Origin of the sequence: Streptomyces sp. NPDC012827, assembly GCF_042900905.1 — a bacterium.
Lineage (GTDB): Bacteria > Actinomycetota > Actinomycetes > Streptomycetales > Streptomycetaceae > Streptomyces > Streptomyces gulbargensis.
In genome coordinates this window covers 28528-43723 of sequence record NZ_JBIBBY010000011.1, presented here as the reverse complement: position 1 = coordinate 43723, position 15196 = coordinate 28528, and the positions used below count along the sequence as shown (strand labels likewise).

Annotated in this window: 12 protein-coding genes; 8 read left to right on the top strand and 4 right to left on the bottom strand. The window is 72.6% G+C overall.

The window, feature by feature from the left end; genetic code table 11:
- Positions 1 to 85 precede the first annotated feature (85 nt).
- The 4 genes from ACFY60_RS23455 (at position 86) to ACFY60_RS23440 (ending at position 4663) form a co-directional block, all read left to right on the top strand.
- Entirely contained in the window at positions 86 to 919 is an 834-nt protein-coding gene (locus ACFY60_RS23455; RefSeq protein ID WP_388615117.1) for a TIM barrel protein, read from the top strand.
- A 47-nt stretch (positions 920 to 966) separates the two neighbouring features.
- Complete coding sequence (locus ACFY60_RS23450) at positions 967 to 1860, top strand: 2-hydroxy-3-oxopropionate reductase (protein WP_388615120.1); 894 nt, start codon at positions 967 to 969, stop codon at positions 1858 to 1860.
- A 193-nt stretch (positions 1861 to 2053) separates the two neighbouring features.
- Positions 2054 to 3511 (top strand): catalase, encoded by a 1458-nt coding sequence (locus ACFY60_RS23445; protein WP_388615123.1) that lies wholly within the window; start codon positions 2054 to 2056, stop codon positions 3509 to 3511.
- Positions 3512 to 3979: 468 nt separating this feature from the next.
- The gene (locus tag ACFY60_RS23440; RefSeq protein WP_388615125.1) at positions 3980 to 4663 is read left to right on the top strand and encodes an HNH endonuclease; all 684 of its coding nucleotides are present in this window, start codon (positions 3980 to 3982) and stop codon (positions 4661 to 4663) included.
- On the opposite strand, the gene ACFY60_RS23435 is transcribed toward ACFY60_RS23440, so the two are convergent.
- Positions 4569 to 5801, bottom strand: coding sequence for an MFS transporter (locus ACFY60_RS23435; protein ID WP_388615128.1), 1233 nt, complete (start codon positions 5799 to 5801; stop codon positions 4569 to 4571). The genes ACFY60_RS23440 and ACFY60_RS23435 overlap by 95 nt on opposite strands.
- 58 nt (positions 5802 to 5859) lie before the next feature.
- On the opposite strand from ACFY60_RS23435, the gene ACFY60_RS23430 reads away from it, so the two are divergent.
- A complete protein-coding gene (locus tag ACFY60_RS23430) occupies positions 5860 to 6843 on the top strand; it encodes an ArsR family transcriptional regulator (protein ID WP_388615131.1) in 984 nt (327 codons plus the stop codon).
- Between the two features lie 93 nt (positions 6844 to 6936).
- Here ACFY60_RS23430 and gcl read toward each other — a convergent pair whose 3' ends face one another.
- A complete protein-coding gene (gcl, locus tag ACFY60_RS23425; protein ID WP_388615134.1) occupies positions 6937 to 8724 on the bottom strand; it encodes a glyoxylate carboligase in 1788 nt (595 codons plus the stop codon).
- 320 nt (positions 8725 to 9044) lie between these two features.
- Here gcl and ACFY60_RS23420 point away from each other — a divergent pair, with 320 nt between their 5' ends.
- The 3 genes from ACFY60_RS23420 to ACFY60_RS23410 all read left to right on the top strand — a co-directional run bounded on the left by ACFY60_RS23420 (position 9045) and on the right by ACFY60_RS23410 (position 11751).
- Entirely contained in the window at positions 9045 to 10322 is a 1278-nt protein-coding gene (locus tag ACFY60_RS23420) for a hypothetical protein (RefSeq protein ID WP_388615136.1), read from the top strand.
- A gap of 96 nt (positions 10323 to 10418) precedes the next feature.
- Positions 10419 to 11207, top strand: a complete 789-nt coding sequence (locus ACFY60_RS23415; RefSeq protein WP_388615139.1) for a TIGR04222 domain-containing membrane protein — start codon at positions 10419 to 10421, stop codon at positions 11205 to 11207.
- A 19-nt stretch (positions 11208 to 11226) separates the two neighbouring features.
- Positions 11227 to 11751 carry a GNAT family N-acetyltransferase gene (locus ACFY60_RS23410; RefSeq protein ID WP_388615141.1) on the top strand — a complete coding sequence of 175 codons (525 nt, stop codon included), beginning with the start codon at positions 11227 to 11229 and terminating at the stop codon, positions 11749 to 11751.
- A 78-nt stretch (positions 11752 to 11829) separates the two neighbouring features.
- Here the strand turns inward: ACFY60_RS23410 and ACFY60_RS23405 are convergent, their stop codons facing one another.
- Together ACFY60_RS23405 and ACFY60_RS23400 are read right to left on the bottom strand one after the other, a co-directional pair.
- Positions 11830 to 13431: an AMP-binding protein gene (locus ACFY60_RS23405; RefSeq protein ID WP_388615144.1), complete on the bottom strand. Its 1602-nt coding sequence runs from the start codon at positions 13429 to 13431 to the stop codon at positions 11830 to 11832.
- Entirely contained in the window at positions 13428 to 15119 is a 1692-nt protein-coding gene (locus tag ACFY60_RS23400; protein WP_388615146.1) for an AMP-binding protein, read from the bottom strand. The genes ACFY60_RS23405 and ACFY60_RS23400 overlap by 4 nt, the downstream gene beginning before the upstream one ends.
- Positions 15120 to 15196: the final 77 nt, after the last annotated feature.

Genomic DNA, 15196 nt, shown 5'->3' with positions numbered 1-15196 from the left:
GACCTCTTGACAAGTACGGCACCCGCCTTGCAGCATTCCGTCAGACAGAAACTTACTTCCGCAATACGGAAGGAGCGCACCCCTCATGGGATTCACGGACCAGCGCTTCGATGTGAACCTGTCGATCCTCTTCACGGAACTCCCGCTCCTGGAGCGCCCCGCGGCCGCCGCCGCGGCCGGCTTCACGGCGGTCGAGCTGTGGTGGCCCTGGATCGACACCGCCACCCCCGAGCAGAGCGAGCTCGACGCCCTCAAGAAGGCCCTTGAGGACGCCGGGACCCAGCTGGTGGGACTGAACTTCTACGCCGGACAGCTCCCCGGCCCGGACCGCGGCGCGGTCTCGGTGCCGGGCGAGGAGTCGGAGCGCTTCCGCGCCAACATCGACGTGGCGGCGGACTTCGCCGCCTCGGTCGGCTGCAAGGCGCTCAACGCGCTCTACGGCAACCGCGTCGAGGGCGTGGACCCCACCACCCAGGACACCCTCGCCCTGGAGAACCTGGTCACGGCCGCCCGCGCCGCCGACCGGGTGGGCGCGATCCTCCTGATCGAGACCCTCAACAAGCCGGAGTCGCCGCTCTACCCGCTGGTGAGCGCCCCCTCCGCGATCGAGATCGTCGACAAGGTCAACGAGGCCACCGGGCTCGGCAACGCCAAGTTCCTGCTCGACATCTACCACCTGGCCATGAACGGCGAGGACGTCTCCCAGGTCATCGCCGCGTACGCGGACAGGACCGGTCACGTCCAGATCGCCGACATGCCGGGCCGCGGCGCCCCGGGCACCGGTGAACTGCCCCTGGAGCAGCTGCTCGACGAGCTGCGGAAGGCCGGTTACGACGGCTTCGTGGGCCTGGAGTACAAGGCCGCCGACGCCGCCGCCTCCTTCGGATGGCTTCCCGCCGAGGCCCGCGCCGCCCGCTGACGCAGGACTTCTCCCCGTACCACCTTGTTTCGAGAGGCACCCTCCCCATGAGCAGCAACCTTCCCAAGATCGCCTGGATCGGCCTCGGCATCATGGGCTCGCCCATGTCCGAGAACCTGATCAAGGCCGGCTACTCGGTCACCGGCTACACCCTGGAGCAGGACAAGCTGGACCGGCTGGCCGCCGCGGGCGGCACGGCCGCCGGCTCGATCGCCGAGGCCGTCAAGGACGCCGACGTGGTCATCACCATGGTGCCGGCCTCCCCGCAGGTCGAGGCGATCGCCTACGGCCCCGAGGGCATCCTGGAGAACGCCAGGCAGGGCGCGCTGGTCATCGACATGTCGTCGATCACCCCGCAGACCTCGGTCGACCTGGCGAAGAACGCCGAGGAGAAGGGGATCCGCGTCATCGACGCCCCCGTCTCCGGCGGTGAGGCCGGCGCCATCGAGGCCGTCCTGTCCATCATGGTCGGCGGTGAGCAGGCCGACTTCGACGAGGCCCTCCCGATCCTCCAGGCGCTCGGCAAGACGATCGTCCTGTGCGGTCCGCACGGCTCCGGCCAGACGGTGAAGGCGGCCAACCAGCTCATCGTGGCCGTCAACATCCAGGCGTGCGCCGAGGCCGTGGTCTTCCTGGAGAAGTCCGGCGTGGACCTGGCCGCCGCCCTCGACGTCCTCAACGGCGGTCTGGCCGGCTCGACCGTGCTGACCCGCAAGAAGGACAACTTCCTGAACCGGGACTTCAAGCCCGGCTTCCGGATCGACCTGCACCACAAGGACATGGGCATCGTCACCGACGCCGCCCGCAACGTCGGCGCGGCCCTCCCGGTCGGTGCCGTCGTCGCCCAGCTCGTCGCCTCCCTGCGTGCGCAGGGCGACGGCGGCCTGGACCACTCGGCCCTGCTGCGCGCCGTCGAGCGTCTCTCCGGCCAGCAGGTCTGACCCCGCCCCCCGCCTCGCGGGGCCCCGATTTCCGGGCGGCGGCGGCGCTGACACCTGTCCTGTCGCGCCCAGGCGTCGCCGCCGTCCGGAACACCAGTCTTCATTTTCAACAAACTGTTGACGTTATTTGCCGGGCGTACTTACGCTCCAGAGCACTTCATCCAGCAGTGCAGCTCCCGTACGGAAGGTCACGATGTCGAAGCGCGTGCTTACGACCGAGTCCGGCGCCCCCGTCGCCGACAACCAGAACTCCGCCACCGCCGGCGTCGGTGGCCCCCTCCTGCTGCAGGACCAGCACCTGCTGGAGAAGCTGGCGCGCTTCAACCGTGAGCGCATCCCGGAGCGCGTGGTGCACGCCCGCGGTTCCGGCGCGTACGGCCACTTCGAGGTGACCGACGACGTCACCGCCTGGACGAAGGCGGCCTTCCTCTCCGAGGTCGGCAAGAAGACCGAGCTCTTCCTGCGCTTCTCCACCGTGGCCGACTCGCTCGGCGGCGCGGACGCGGTCCGTGACCCGCGCGGCTTCGCGGTGAAGTTCTACACCGAGGAGGGCAACTACGACCTCGTCGGCAACAACACCCCGGTGTTCTTCATCAAGGACCCGATCAAGTTCCCCGACTTCATCCACTCCCAGAAGCGCGACCCCTTCACGGGCAAGCAGGAGCCGGACAACGTCTGGGACTTCTGGGCGCACTCCCCCGAGGCCACCCACCAGATCACCTGGCTCATGGGCGACCGCGGCATCCCGGCCTCGTACCGTCACATGAACGGTTACGGCTCGCACACCTACCAGTGGACCAACGAGGCGGGCGAGGCCTTCTTCGTCAAGTACCACTTCAAGACGAACCAGGGCATCCGCTCCCTCTCCGCCGAGCAGGCCGCCGAGCTCGTCGGCAAGGACGCCAACTCGCACCAGACGGACCTGCTCCAGGCCATCGAGCGCGGCGTGAACCCCTCCTGGACCCTGTACGTCCAGGTCATGCCGGCCGCCGAGGCCGCGGACTACCGCTTCAACCCCTTCGACCTCACCAAGGTCTGGCCGCACGCGGACTACCCGCTGCGGCGCGTGGGCCGCCTGGTCCTCGACCGCAACCCGGACAACATCTTCGCCGAGGTCGAGCAGGCCGCGTTCTCCCCGAACAACTTCGTCCCGGGCATCGGCCCCTCGCCGGACAAGATGCTCCAGGGCCGCCTCTTCGCCTACGCGGACGCCCACCGCTACCGCCTCGGCGTCAACCACACCCAGCTGCCGGTCAACGCCCCGAAGGCGGCCGTCGTGGACAACTACGGCCGGGACGGCGTCATGGCCACCCGCTACGGCTCGCGCCACGACAAGAACTACGAGCCCAACTCGTACCAGGGCCCGGCGCAGACCGACACCCCGCTCTCGGCGCCGCTCGCCGTCCAGGGCTGGACCGGGAACCACGAGGCCCCGCTGCACACCAAGGACGACGACTTCTTCCAGGCCGGTGAGCTCTACCGCCTGATGTCCGAGGACGAGAAGAAGCGTCTGATCGCCAACATCGCCGGCGGCCTGTCCCAGGTCTCCCGCGAGGACGTCATCGAGAAGAACATCGCGCACTTCGCCGCGGCCGACCCCGAGTACGGCCGCCGTGTGGCCGAGGCGGTCAACGCCCTGCGCGAGGACTGACGTCCAGGCGGCACAAGGCTGCGTACGGTACCCGACGGGAGGTCGGTGCCGTACGCGGTCCGGACCGACGGCCCGGATGAGGGGTGGCCGGCGGACCGGACAGCGTGAGGACCGCGGCGGCGCCGAGCCAGTGCGGTGGTCAGGACCCCGGGCCCCCTTCTTGACCTGAAGGAAGGGGAACCGCCCGGACGTCCGTCGGCACCGCCGCGGTCCCAACGCCCCTTACCTCCCCGCCCCGTGAGGGGCCATGACTCCGCCCGGCGGCGCGAACGTCCTGTCGCGCCAGCCTCGTGCCGTCGGGCGGTCACGAACGAGAGCGCGGAACCAGGTTTACGGTCCCTGGTTCCGCGCTCTTTCACGTCCCCGGGAAATCCAGCGCATCGTTTCTGCGGTGACGGGCCGTTCCCGGCCGGGGGAACGCACCGCGAAACGGCCCCCTCGGGCCCCCGCGCGCGCTATCCCATTGCCGTGATCAAGAACTCGTACGCGGTCAGGAACCTGGTGCGCGGTCTCGCCCCGCTCGCGCTGATCCTCTCCCCGCTCGCCGCCCCCTCCCCCGCCCTCTCCGCCGACGTGCTGTTCCTCCCCGACGCCCTGGGCCGGCTCACCGAGGCCGCCGAGGCCCCGGGCGGCTTCAAGGAATCCCACTTCCCGCACTGGAACAAGGGCGAGGACGCGGCCGACGGCTGCGACACCCGGGCCGAGGTGCTCCTCGACGAGGCCGCCGACGCCCCCACCGTCAGTGCCGGCTGCGCCCTCACGGGCGGCCGGTGGGTCTCGTACTACGACGGCCAGAGCGTCCGCGACCCGGCCGCGCTCCGCGTCGACCACCTCGTGCCGCTCGCGGAGGCCTGGGAGTCCGGGGCGTCCGCCTGGCCGGCGGCCCGCCGCGAGCGCTTCGCCAACGACCAGGGGGCGCCGGGCACGCTGGTCGCCGTCACCGCCCGCAGCCAGAAGGACAAGGCCGGCCGGGACCCCGCCGGGTGGGTGCCCGCCGAGCAGGCCGCCTACTGCCGCTACGTCGGCGAGTGGGTCGGCACCAAGCTGCGCTGGGACCTCAGCGTCGACGCGGCGGAGCTGGAGGCCCTGAAGCTGTTCGCCGACGGGCCGTGCGAGGAGACCGTCGTGGTCCGCTCGACGGCTCCTCGGTGAGCACCAGCGCCAGGGTGACGGCGAGGGAGGCCGCCGCGAGGACGGTGATCGCCGTGGCCGGCGTGGTGAGCTGGGCGACGGCTCCGGCGAGTGCCGCGCCGAGCCCCTGGAGGGCGAGCATGCCGGAGGCGTGCAACCCGAAGGCGTGGCCGACCAGTTCCCTCGGGACCAGGGCGGCCAGCCGCTCCTGGTGGAGCAGGCTCGCGCTGTAGCCGACGGCGGACACGGTCACGGCCGTGACGGCGAGCGGCAGCCCCGGACCGAGCGCGAAGAGCAGGTACGGGGCCGCCAGCAGCACGTGCAGCGGCGCCGCGGACGAGCGGCGCCGCCCGGCCGGCAGGAACCGACCGACGACGGTGTCCCCGGTCAGCATGCCGAACGCGGCACAGGCGAACAGGAGCCCGGCGTGCCCGGGGTCGTACGGGACGAAGAGGGACTCGCAGCCGACGACCAGACCGTTGGGCACCCACAGCGCCAGATACACCCGGCGGCGCGGACGCGAGGACCACAGCCGGGCGTTGGTCCGCCAGGTCTCGCCCGGTGAGACCCGGCCGGCGGCCCGTGGCCGCCGGTCGCCGAGGCCGAACCACGCGCACAGGGCGGCCACCAGATAGCAGGCCGCGCCGACGAGGACGGCGCCGCGCGGGGAGAGCAGGGCGATGAGCAGGCCACCGGTGGCGAACCCCAGGATCTGGAAGAACCCGGCGGCCATGTTCAGGACCGACCGGCCGAGCAGGAGGTCCTCGCGCGGCAGGATCTCGGTGAGGAGCCCGTACCGGACGCCCCCGCCGAGCGAGGCCACCACACCCAGGACGAGGAGGAGCGCGAAGACCGCGCCCACCGGCAGCCCGGGCAGCGCCTGGAGCGCGGTGCCGCCCGCGAAGAGCAGGGCGACGGCGGTGAGGGCGGTACGCGGCGGCAGCCGGTCCGCCGCGGAGAGCAGGGTCGTGGCGCCGAGGAGCTGGGCGAGCGACGGGCCGAACATGGCGAGCGCCGAGAGGAACGGCGATCCGGTCGCCCGGAGGACGAGGGTGGCGAGGCCGAGCCCGGTCACGGTCTGGGCGGCGGTGTGGGCGGCGCCACCGAGGAAGAGCGGGGTGAACTCCGGCGTGCGGAAGAGGTCGCGGTAGCGGGGCATGGAGCGGAGTCTCACCGGGCCGCGGGGCCACCGGTAATGTTTCGCGGGGAGGCGAAACATGGGCTGGTGGCGGATCGGTACGGACGCGCTGGCGGCGAGCAGGTTCGTCGTCTCGCCGCTCGCCGAGGCGACCGCGGCCCTGAAGACCCTGCACACGGCGGCCGCCGCCCACCCGGGTGAGCGGGACTGGCTGACCGCCCATCTGCCCGCGTACCGGGCGCGCCTCGCCGCGGAACCGCTGGACGGGCTCCTCGTGCGGGCGGCCATCGGCCCGACCTGGAACGCCGACTTCCTGACGCCGACCCCGACGGGCGAACGCGAGCGGTCCTTCGAGGAGGAGGTCGCGGCGGTCCGGGATGCCGGGCCGGACGGTGCGGTGGAGCAGCTGGAGGTCGCGGTGGGCGGGCCCGTGCCGGAGCCGCTGCGCTCGGCGGACGACCTGCCGCGCCGGATGGCGGGCGTCCTGGAGTGGGTGTGGCGGGAGACGGTGCTGCCCGACTGGCCGCGTCGCCGCCGGATCCTGGAGGCCGATGTGGTGGCGCGGACCGCGCGGTTGGCGCGGGACGGCTGGGCGGCGGCGCTCGACGAGCTGTGCCCCGGGAAGACGCGCTGGCTGGGTGACGGCCGGCTCCAGGTGAATCCCCGCGCCTACCCGCCCCGTTCGCTCGACGCCGGCCGGCTGCTCCTCGTTCCCGTCACCCCGGCCCGGGGGTGGGTCTCCTGGGAGGGCTCCGAACGGTACGCGGTCGTCTACCCGTGCTCGGGCGCCCTGACGGACGCGACGGGGACGGTGGTGCCGCGCGCGCTGGGCGCGCTGCTCGGCGGGGCCCGCGCCGGGGTTCTCGTACGGCTCGCCTCACCGAAGTCCACCAGTCAGCTGGTGGCGCTCACCGGGCAGGGCCTCGGATCGGTGGGGCGGCACCTGAAGGTGCTGCGCGAGGCCGGGCTCGTCCGCGGGAGCCGGGCGGGCCGGTCGGTCCTGTACGAGTGGACGGAGGCGGGCGCCGCTCTGGTGCGGGCCGGGCGGGCCGGGGGCTCCTGAGGACGGGGCGCCCGAGGGAAGACACCGGGCCCCCGCCCCGGTGCTCCTCGGGGCGGGGGCCTGGTCATGGCACCCGGGTCGTACGGGGGAAGGTCAGGCCTTGAGGGCCTTGATCGCGGTCGGCGCGTGGCCGGGCTCGGTCGCGAGCTCCTCGAACTCGGTGACGTCGCTCATGTCGACCGTCTTGCTCATCGCGATGTTGGTGATGCGCTCCAGGATCGCCTCGACGACGACCGGGACCTGGAACTCGACGGCCATCTTCTTGGCCTGCTCCAGGGCCTCGCCCAGCTTCTCCGGGTCCTCGACGCGGATCGCCTTGACGCCGAGGCCCTCGGCGACCTTGACGTGGTCGACGCCGTAGACGCCGATCTCCGGGGTGTTGATGTTCTCGAACTCCAGGTTGACCTCGAAGTTGATGCCGAGGCCGCCCTGCGCCTGCCGGATCAGGCCGAGGTAGGCGTTGTTCACGAGGACGTGGACGTAGGGGACCTTGTGCTGGGCGGCGACCGCCAGCTCCTCGATCATGAACTGGAAGTCGTAGTCGCCGGAGAGCGCGACGACCGGGGTCTCCGGGTCGGCGGTGGCGACGCCGATCGCGGCCGGGATGGTCCAGCCGAGCGGGCCCGCCTGGCCGCAGTTGATCCAGTGGCGCGGCTTGTAGACGTGCAGGAACTGCGCGGCGGCGATCTGCGAGAGACCGATGGTGGTGACGTAACGGGTCTCCGGGCCGAAGGCCTTGTTCATCTCCTCGTAGACGCGCTGCGGCTTCATCGGGATGTTCTCGAAGTGCGTGCGGCGCTGGAGGGTGGCCTTGCGCTCCTGCGCGGAGGCGGCCCAGGCGGTGAAGTCGGGGAGCTTGCCCCCGGCCTTCCACTCCTTGGCGATCTCGACGAACAGTTCGAGCGCGGCCTTGGCGTCGGAGGCGATGCCGTAGTCCGGGGCGAAGATCTTGCCGAGCTGGGTGGGCTCGATGTCGACGTGGACGAACTTACGGCCCTGGGTGTACGCGTCGAGGTTGTAGCCCGTGTGGCGGTTGGCCCAGCGGTTGCCGATGCCGAGGACGAAGTCCGACTCCAGGAAGGTGGCGTTGCCGTAGCGGTGCGCGGTCTGGACGCCGACCATGCCGGCGGCGAGCTCGTGGTCGTCGGGGATGGTGCCCCAGCCCATGAGGGTGGAGATGACCGGGATGCCGGTCAGTTCGGCGAACTCGACGAGCAGGTCGGAGGCGTCGGCGTTGATGATGCCGCCGCCGGCGACGATCAGCGGGCGCTCGGACTCCAGGAGGAAGCTCAGCGCCTTCTCGGCCTGGGCGCGGGTGGCCTGCGGCTTGTAGACCGGCAGCGGCTCGTAGGTCTCCGGGTCGAACTCGATCTCGGTGAGCTGGACGTCGATCGGCAGGTCGATGAGGACCGGGCCGGGACGGCCGGAGCGCATCAGGTGGAAGGCCTGCTGGAAGACGCCGGGGACCTGCGCGGCCTCCAGGACGGTGGTGGCCTTCTTGGTGACCGGGCCGGCGATGGAGGCGATGTCGACGGCCTGGAAGTCCTCCTTGTGGAGCTTCGAGACCGGGGCCTGGCCGGTGATGCAGAGGATCGGGATCGAGTCCGCGATGGCGGAGTAGAGGCCGGTGATCATGTCGGTGCCGGCCGGGCCGGAGGTGCCGATGCAGACACCGATGTTGCCGGCCTTGGCCCGGGTGTAGCCCTCGGCCATGTGGGAGGCGCCCTCGACGTGGCGGGCGAGCGTGTGGCCGATGCCGCCCACGTTCTTGAGCTCGCGGTAGAAGGGGTTGATCGCCGCGCCGGGCACGCCGAACGCGTTGGTGACGCCTTCGCGCTTGAGGATCTCAACGGCCGCTGCGGCGGCGGTCATACGAGGCATGGGAGTGCTCCTGCTTCGGCCGGGCGGAGGCAAGCGGGACTCTCTACTCGGGAGGCTCCAACGCTTGTTTCCGTAATGCGGAAATACTGTTCTGCTATACGGAAGCAATGTAGGTGGGGGCGCGGGGGTCGTCAAGAGAAGTCGTACGCCGGGACGACCGATGTGGCCGAACACCCTCCCTCCGGACCCGCGATGGGTGGACGATGGAACGGAGCGCGAGGGGGTTGGGTGTGGCTGAGTCGGTGGCGGTGCGCTGTTCGGAGTGCCGGCGGACCCAGGGGTACACGGCCCCCGTCTTCCCCTGCGCGTGCGGGAGCCCGGTGACCCCGCCGGTGATCGCGGGCGCGACGGCCCCGCCGATCACCCACCGGAACTGGACGGACGAGTGGGTCACGGTCCGCTGCCGCGCCTGCGGCCGGGAGGACGACTGGCCGCACCCCGAGCTGGGCTGCGCCTGCGGCGCGGTGCTCCGGGTCCCGGTCCGCGCGGTGGACGGGACGGAACCGGCGGACGGTCGGCCGGACCACGGGCCCGGGGCGTCCGGGACTCCGGGGGTACGCGAGGCTTCCGCGACACCCGGGGACCGGGAGGCCGCCGGTGCCGCCGAGGCGTCCGGGCCCCGCGTTCCCGACCGGCGTGACGGCGGGTCCGGCCCCGTGGAGGAGGCCGCGCCCGAGGCGGGAGCCGCCGGTCCCGTGGCCGGAAACGGCGGCGAGGCGCCCGCACCGCCCGTGGCGGGATCCGGCCCCGACGACGGCGCGCCCCTCCGGCGGGAGCCCGGGACGCCGCGCCCGGAGATCCCGCTCACCGGCGGCCCGGGCCCGCTGGCGTACCGGCCGGGCACGGCCGCGGGCTCCGGCACCCCGTCCCGTACGGCGGAGCTGCCCGGCTCCGCCGGCACGGGCGCGGGCGACCCGGCCGGTCCCCCTCCCCGCACCGCCGCGCGGACCCCCGGCTCGGACTGGTTCGGCCCGGGCCCCACCGGCCGGACCACCACGGACCCGGGGACGGGAGGGCCGCACCCCGGCGAGCCCGGGGCCACCGGACCGGTGGCCGGCGCGCCACGGGACGGAGAGCCGCCGTCCGGGGGTCCGGCGGCCGTGCCCGGCGCGGACCCGGACCGTGCGGCGCCCGGCTCCCCCGCGCCCCGGCCCTTCGCCGAGCGCCATCCCGCCGACCTCCCGCCCCCACTCGCCGCGCTCCGCCGGGCGCCCCTGCGGGCCGCCTTCCGGCCCGTGACGATCAGGACCGCGCGGGACGCGGTGGCGGCAGCGGCCGGCTACCTGCGGTGGCTCGGCTTCCGGGACGTGATCCAGCCCGAGGAGCGTCCGGCCTCGGGGATCGATCTGCGCGGGCCGGGCCTGGTCGCCCAGGTCAACCCGAGCACCCGGCCGGCCGGACTACGGGCCGTCGAGTGCCTGTGGCTCACCGGACTGAGCAGTTCCGCCGTCGGCGTCTTCTTCTCGCTGGCCGGCTACACCCCGGAGGCCCGCGCCCGCGCCGCCGAGATCGGACTGCCGCTGTTCGTCCTGGACCTCACCGGTACCCCGCAGCCCGTGAACCGCGCCGCCGGCGAACTGGCCGAGGGCGGCGCCTGAACTCCGTACAGCGGGCGCGCCATGTACACGAATTCGGCCAATCGCGCGTGATGATCACGCTTTCCCGGGCAGAACATCCACGGGGGGTGGGGCGTCATGCCGACGGGGACATGGTGGTTCATCGGAGCGGCGTGCGGCGAACTGCTGTGCGCCGCCCTGCTGTTGCACGTCCGGCGAATCCGCAGCGGGGGCGGCCCTCAGGGCTCCGAGCCCTCGCCGCAGGCGCTCGCCATGCTGCGCGGCGGCCCCCGGGCCGCCGTCACGGTCGCGCTCGTGGCCCTTCATCAGCGCGGGGCCGTCGCGGCGGGCCGTAAACGTACGATTCGGGCCAACGGCGGGCCGGGTCGCACCCCCGATCCCCTCCAGCTCGGTGTGCACCGTGCCCTGCGCCGGGCCCTCCCTCTGCGCGAACTGGTCCCGCGCCCCGAGGCACGGCGGGCCCTGGAGGCGCTCCGGGCCGACCTGGGCCGGGCGGGGCTGCTGCGTCCGCCGCACCGGCGGCGCGCCGCCCGCGGGGTGCTGTGGTGCGTGCTCCCGACGGTGGCCGCCGCGCTGCTCGCCCCGGGCGCGGGGGCCGCGCCCCTCGCGGCCGGCACGGCCGCCGTCCTCGCCGCGGCGGCACTGCTGCTCGTGCCCCCGGCCACGCCCGCGGCGCGGGACCTGCTCGCCGGCCTGCGCGAGCGGTACCCGCTGCCCTCGCACCGCAGCGCGGTGACGGACGGACGACTGGTGCAGCTGTACGTGGCCTTGTACGGAGATCCCGCGCTGGCGCTGTTCCTGCCCCGCTTCTCGCGCGACGGCGGGCTGCTCGACCGTCCTTTCGAGGCCGACGGGAACCAGCCGTCCCGGCGGCCCGGCCGCGACGCGGGCGGTGTCCTCCCATGAGTCCGCGCCATACTGTGGTATGCGCATCAGAACGGCCTCTCCGGCTGAACTTCCGCTGCTCCAGGACATCGAACGGGCGGCCGGCGAGCCCTTCCGTTCCCTCGGTATGACCGCCGTCGCCGACGACGACCCGCTGCCCCTGGACGTCCTGGACACCTACCGCCGCGCGGGCCACGCCTGGGTCGCGGCGGACCCCGACGACCGGCCCGTCGCCTACCTCCTGGCCGAACCCGTCGACGGCGCCGCCCACATCGAGCAGATCTCCGTCCATCCGGCCGTGGCCCGCCGGGGCATCGGCCGCTCGCTCATCGAGCACCTGGCGTCCGCCGCCCGGGACCGGGGCCTGGCGGCCCTCACCCTGACCACGTTCGCCGAGGTCCCGTGGAACGCCCCGTACTACACGCGGCTCGGCTTCCGCCCGCTCGACGACACGGACCCCGCGCTCACCGACGGTCTGCGGGCGATCCGCCGGGCCGAGGCGGCGCACGGTCTGGCCGCCTGGCCCCGCGTCTGCATGCGGCGCGAGCTGACCGGCCCCGCCTGAGGCGCGGGCACCGGTACGGGCGCGGCGGGGGCGGGCCCGCACCCGTACCGGTGCCGCCTTCGCGCCCGTACGGGAACCTCAGCCGCCGTCCCCGTACCGCTCGCGCAGTTCGACCTTGCGGACCTTCCCGCTCACCGTCATCGGGAACGCGTCCAGGACCTCCAGCCGGCGCGGGATCTTGTAGTGGGCGAGCCGGTCCCGGCAGAAGGCGGTGAGCTCCTCCAGCGTGGGCGGGTCGGCCGGGTCGCGCGGGATCACGCAGGCCAGGATCTCCTCGCCGTACCGCTCGTCCGGCACACCGACGACCTGCACGTCCGTGATCTTCGGGTGCCCGTGGAGGAACTCCTCGATCTCACGCGGGTACACGTTCTCCCCGCCCCGGATGATCATGTCCTTGATGCGGCCGACGATCCGGACGTACCCGTCCTCCCGCATGACGGCCAGGTCGCCGGTGTGCATCCAGCGCCCGGCGTCGATCGCCTCGGCCGTCCTCTCCGGCTCGTCCCAGTAGCCGAGCATCACGCCGTAGCCGCGGGTGCACAGCTCACCGGCGGTCCCGCGCTCCACCGTGAGGCCGGTCGCCGGGTCGACGATCTTCACCTCCACGTGGGGCATGACCCGTCCGACCGTGCCCGTGCGGCGTTCCAGGTCGTCGTCGCGGCGGGTCTGGGTGGAGACGGGCGAGGTCTCCGTCATGCCGTAACAGATGGACACCTCCGCCATGTTCATCTCGGTGACCACCCGCTTCATGACCTCCACCGGGCACGGCGAACCCGCCATGATCCCGGTGCGCAGGCCGGACAGGTCGTACGAGGCGAAGTCGGGCAGGCTCAGCTCGGCGATGAACATCGTGGGCACGCCGTACAGGGAGGTGCAGCGTTCGTCCTGGACCGCGCGGAGGGTGGCCGCCGGGTCGAAGGACGGCGCCGGGATCACGATGCAGGCACCGTGCGAGGTGGCGGCGAGATTCCCCATCACCATGCCGAAACAGTGGTAGAACGGCACGGGGACGCAGATCCGGTCCCGCTCGGTGTAGGCGATCATCTCCCCCACGAAGTAGCCGTTGTTGAGGATGTTGTGGTGGGAGAGCGTGGCCCCCTTCGGGAAGCCCGTGGTCCCCGAGGTGTACTGGATGTTGACGGGTTCGTCGCAGGAGAGCGGCTCCGGCCGCAGGTCCCCGGCCGTCCGGGCGAGGAGGGCGTCCCAGCTCGGGTCGCCGAAGTACACCGTCTCCCTCAGCGCGGGGCACTCGCCGCGCACCCGCTCGACCATGGCCCGGTAGTCGCTGCTCTTGTGGGCGAGCGAGGCGAAGAGGAACGAGACGCCGGCCTGCCGCAGGACGTAGGAGAGTTCGTGCGCCCGGTAGGCCGGGTTGATGTTGACCATGATCGCCCCGATACGGGCGGTGGCGTACTGGACGAGGACCCACTCGGCGCGGTTCACCGCCCAGATGCCGACCCGGTCGCCCTTGCGCACCCCGCTGCCGAGGAGCGCCCCGGCCAGCCGGTCCACGTCGGCGCCGAAGCGGGCGTACGTCCAGCGGCGGCCGGTCGGCAGGTCGACCAGGGCCTCGCGCTCGGGCCACCGGGCGACGGCCCGGTCGAGGTTGGCACCGATGGTGTCGCCGAGGAGCGGAGTGAGGTCGGCCCCGTGCGCGTACGAGAGGTTCGGTGCCGTCACGACAGGTCGCCCTCCGCGAACTCCGGTCCGGTCGAGGCGCCTTCGGCGGTCAGCCGGCGCAGTTCGACCCGGCGGATCTTGCCGGAGACGGTCTTGGGGAGGTCGGCGAACTCGATGCGCCGGACGCGCTTGTACGGGGCGAGGACGGACCGGGCGTGCGCGAAGATCAGCTTCGCGGTGTCGGCGTCGGGCTCCCAGCCGTCCGCGAGGACGACGTACGCCTTGGGGACGGCGAGCCGTACCGGGTCGGGCGCGGGGACGACGGCGGCCTCGGCCACGGCCTCGTGCTCCAGGAGCGCGCTCTCCAGCTCGAAGGGACTGATCTTGTAGTCCGAGGCCTTGAAGACGTCGTCCGCCCGGCCCACGTAGTGGATGTACCCGTCCTCGTCCAGGGTCCCGATGTCACCGGTGCGGTAGTAGCCGCCGGCCATCGCCTCCGCCGTACGCTCCGGGTCGCCGTGGTAGCCGGTCATGAGGCCCACCGGGTCGGCGGACAGGTCGAGGCAGATCTCGCCCTCGGTGGCACCGGGCCGGCCGGTCACCGGATCGAGGAGCGTCACCCGGAAGCCCGGGCTCGGGCGGCCCATCGACCCTTCCTTGAGGCGCTGGCCGGGACTGTTGGAGACCTGTACGGCCGTCTCCGTCTGGCCGAAGCCGTCCCGGATGGTGACGCCCCAGGCGCGCCGCACGGATTCGATGACCTCCGGGTTGAGCGGTTCGCCGGCCGCGACGACCTCGCGCGGCGGGGTCCTCAGGAGTCCCAGATCGGCCTGGATCAGCATCCGCCACACGGTGGGCGGGGCACAGAAGCTGGTGACTCCGTGGCGGTCCATCTCGCGCATGAGGCGCGCCGGGTCGAAGCGGGTGTAGTTGTGGATGAAGACGGTCGCCTCCGCGTTCCACGGCGCGAAGAGGTTCGACCAGGCGTGCTTCGCCCAGCCCGGCGAGGAGATGTTGAGGTGCACGTCGCCGGGCCGCAGGCCGATCCAGTACATGGTCGCCAGATGCCCCACGGGGTAGGAGGTGTGGGTGTGCTCGACGAGCTTGGGGCGGGCGGTGGTGCCGGAGGTGAAGTAGAGCATCAGGGTGTCGTCGGCGAGCGTCACGCCGTCGGGTTCGAACTCCGCCGATTCCCGCGCGGCGTGCTCGTACCCGAGCCAGCTCACCCCGTTCCCGCCGACCGCGATCCGGGTGTAGTCGCCCGGCACCTCGTCGAACTTGGCGGTGTCCTCGGCGCGCACGATCACGTGCCGGGCGCGGCCGCGCTCGACCCGGTCCCGCAGGTCGGCGGGGCCGAGGAGCGGGGTTGCGGGGATGACGACCGCGCGCAGCTTCATCGCGGCGAGCATCGTCTCCCACAGCTCGGCCTGGTTGCCGAGCATCACGACGATCCGGTCACCGGCGCGGACTCCCTGGGCGCGCAGCCAGTTGGCGACGCGGTTGGAGCGGGCGGACATCTCGGCGAAGCTGATCCGCGTCTCGCCGCCGTCCTCCTCCACGATGTGCAGGGCGGTGCGGTCGTTGCCCTCGGCGATGACGTCGAACCATTCGAGCGCCCAGTTGAAGCGCTCCGGGCGGGGCCAGGCGAAGCCCTCGTACGCCGTCTCGTACTCCTCGCGGTGCAGGAGCAGGAAGTCCCGGGCGGTCCGGAACCTCTCCGTGGCGTCCGTCGCCCTCGTTGCCGTCATGTCTCCTCCTCGTTGCGGGACCGGTCCCGCCCATCGTGTAATCGGTGACCCAGGTCTCACTACCCCCGTTCGGGGGT

Coding starts and splice junctions, on each gene's coding strand:
- ACFY60_RS23455 (WP_388615117.1), top strand. CDS start 86: ATGGGATTCACGGACCAGCGCTTCGATGTGAACCTGTCGATCCTCTTC.
- ACFY60_RS23450 (WP_388615120.1), top strand. CDS start 967: ATGAGCAGCAACCTTCCCAAGATCGCCTGGATCGGCCTCGGCATCATG.
- ACFY60_RS23445 (WP_388615123.1), top strand. CDS start 2,054: ATGTCGAAGCGCGTGCTTACGACCGAGTCCGGCGCCCCCGTCGCCGAC.
- ACFY60_RS23435 (WP_388615128.1), bottom strand. CDS start 5,801: ATGCCCCGCTACCGCGACCTCTTCCGCACGCCGGAGTTCACCCCGCTC.
- ACFY60_RS23430 (WP_388615131.1), top strand. CDS start 5,860: ATGGGCTGGTGGCGGATCGGTACGGACGCGCTGGCGGCGAGCAGGTTC.
- gcl (WP_388615134.1), bottom strand. CDS start 8,724: ATGCCTCGTATGACCGCCGCCGCAGCGGCCGTTGAGATCCTCAAGCGC.
- ACFY60_RS23415 (WP_388615139.1), top strand. CDS start 10,419: ATGCCGACGGGGACATGGTGGTTCATCGGAGCGGCGTGCGGCGAACTG.
- ACFY60_RS23410 (WP_388615141.1), top strand. CDS start 11,227: ATGCGCATCAGAACGGCCTCTCCGGCTGAACTTCCGCTGCTCCAGGAC.
- ACFY60_RS23400 (WP_388615146.1), bottom strand. CDS start 15,119: ATGACGGCAACGAGGGCGACGGACGCCACGGAGAGGTTCCGGACCGCC.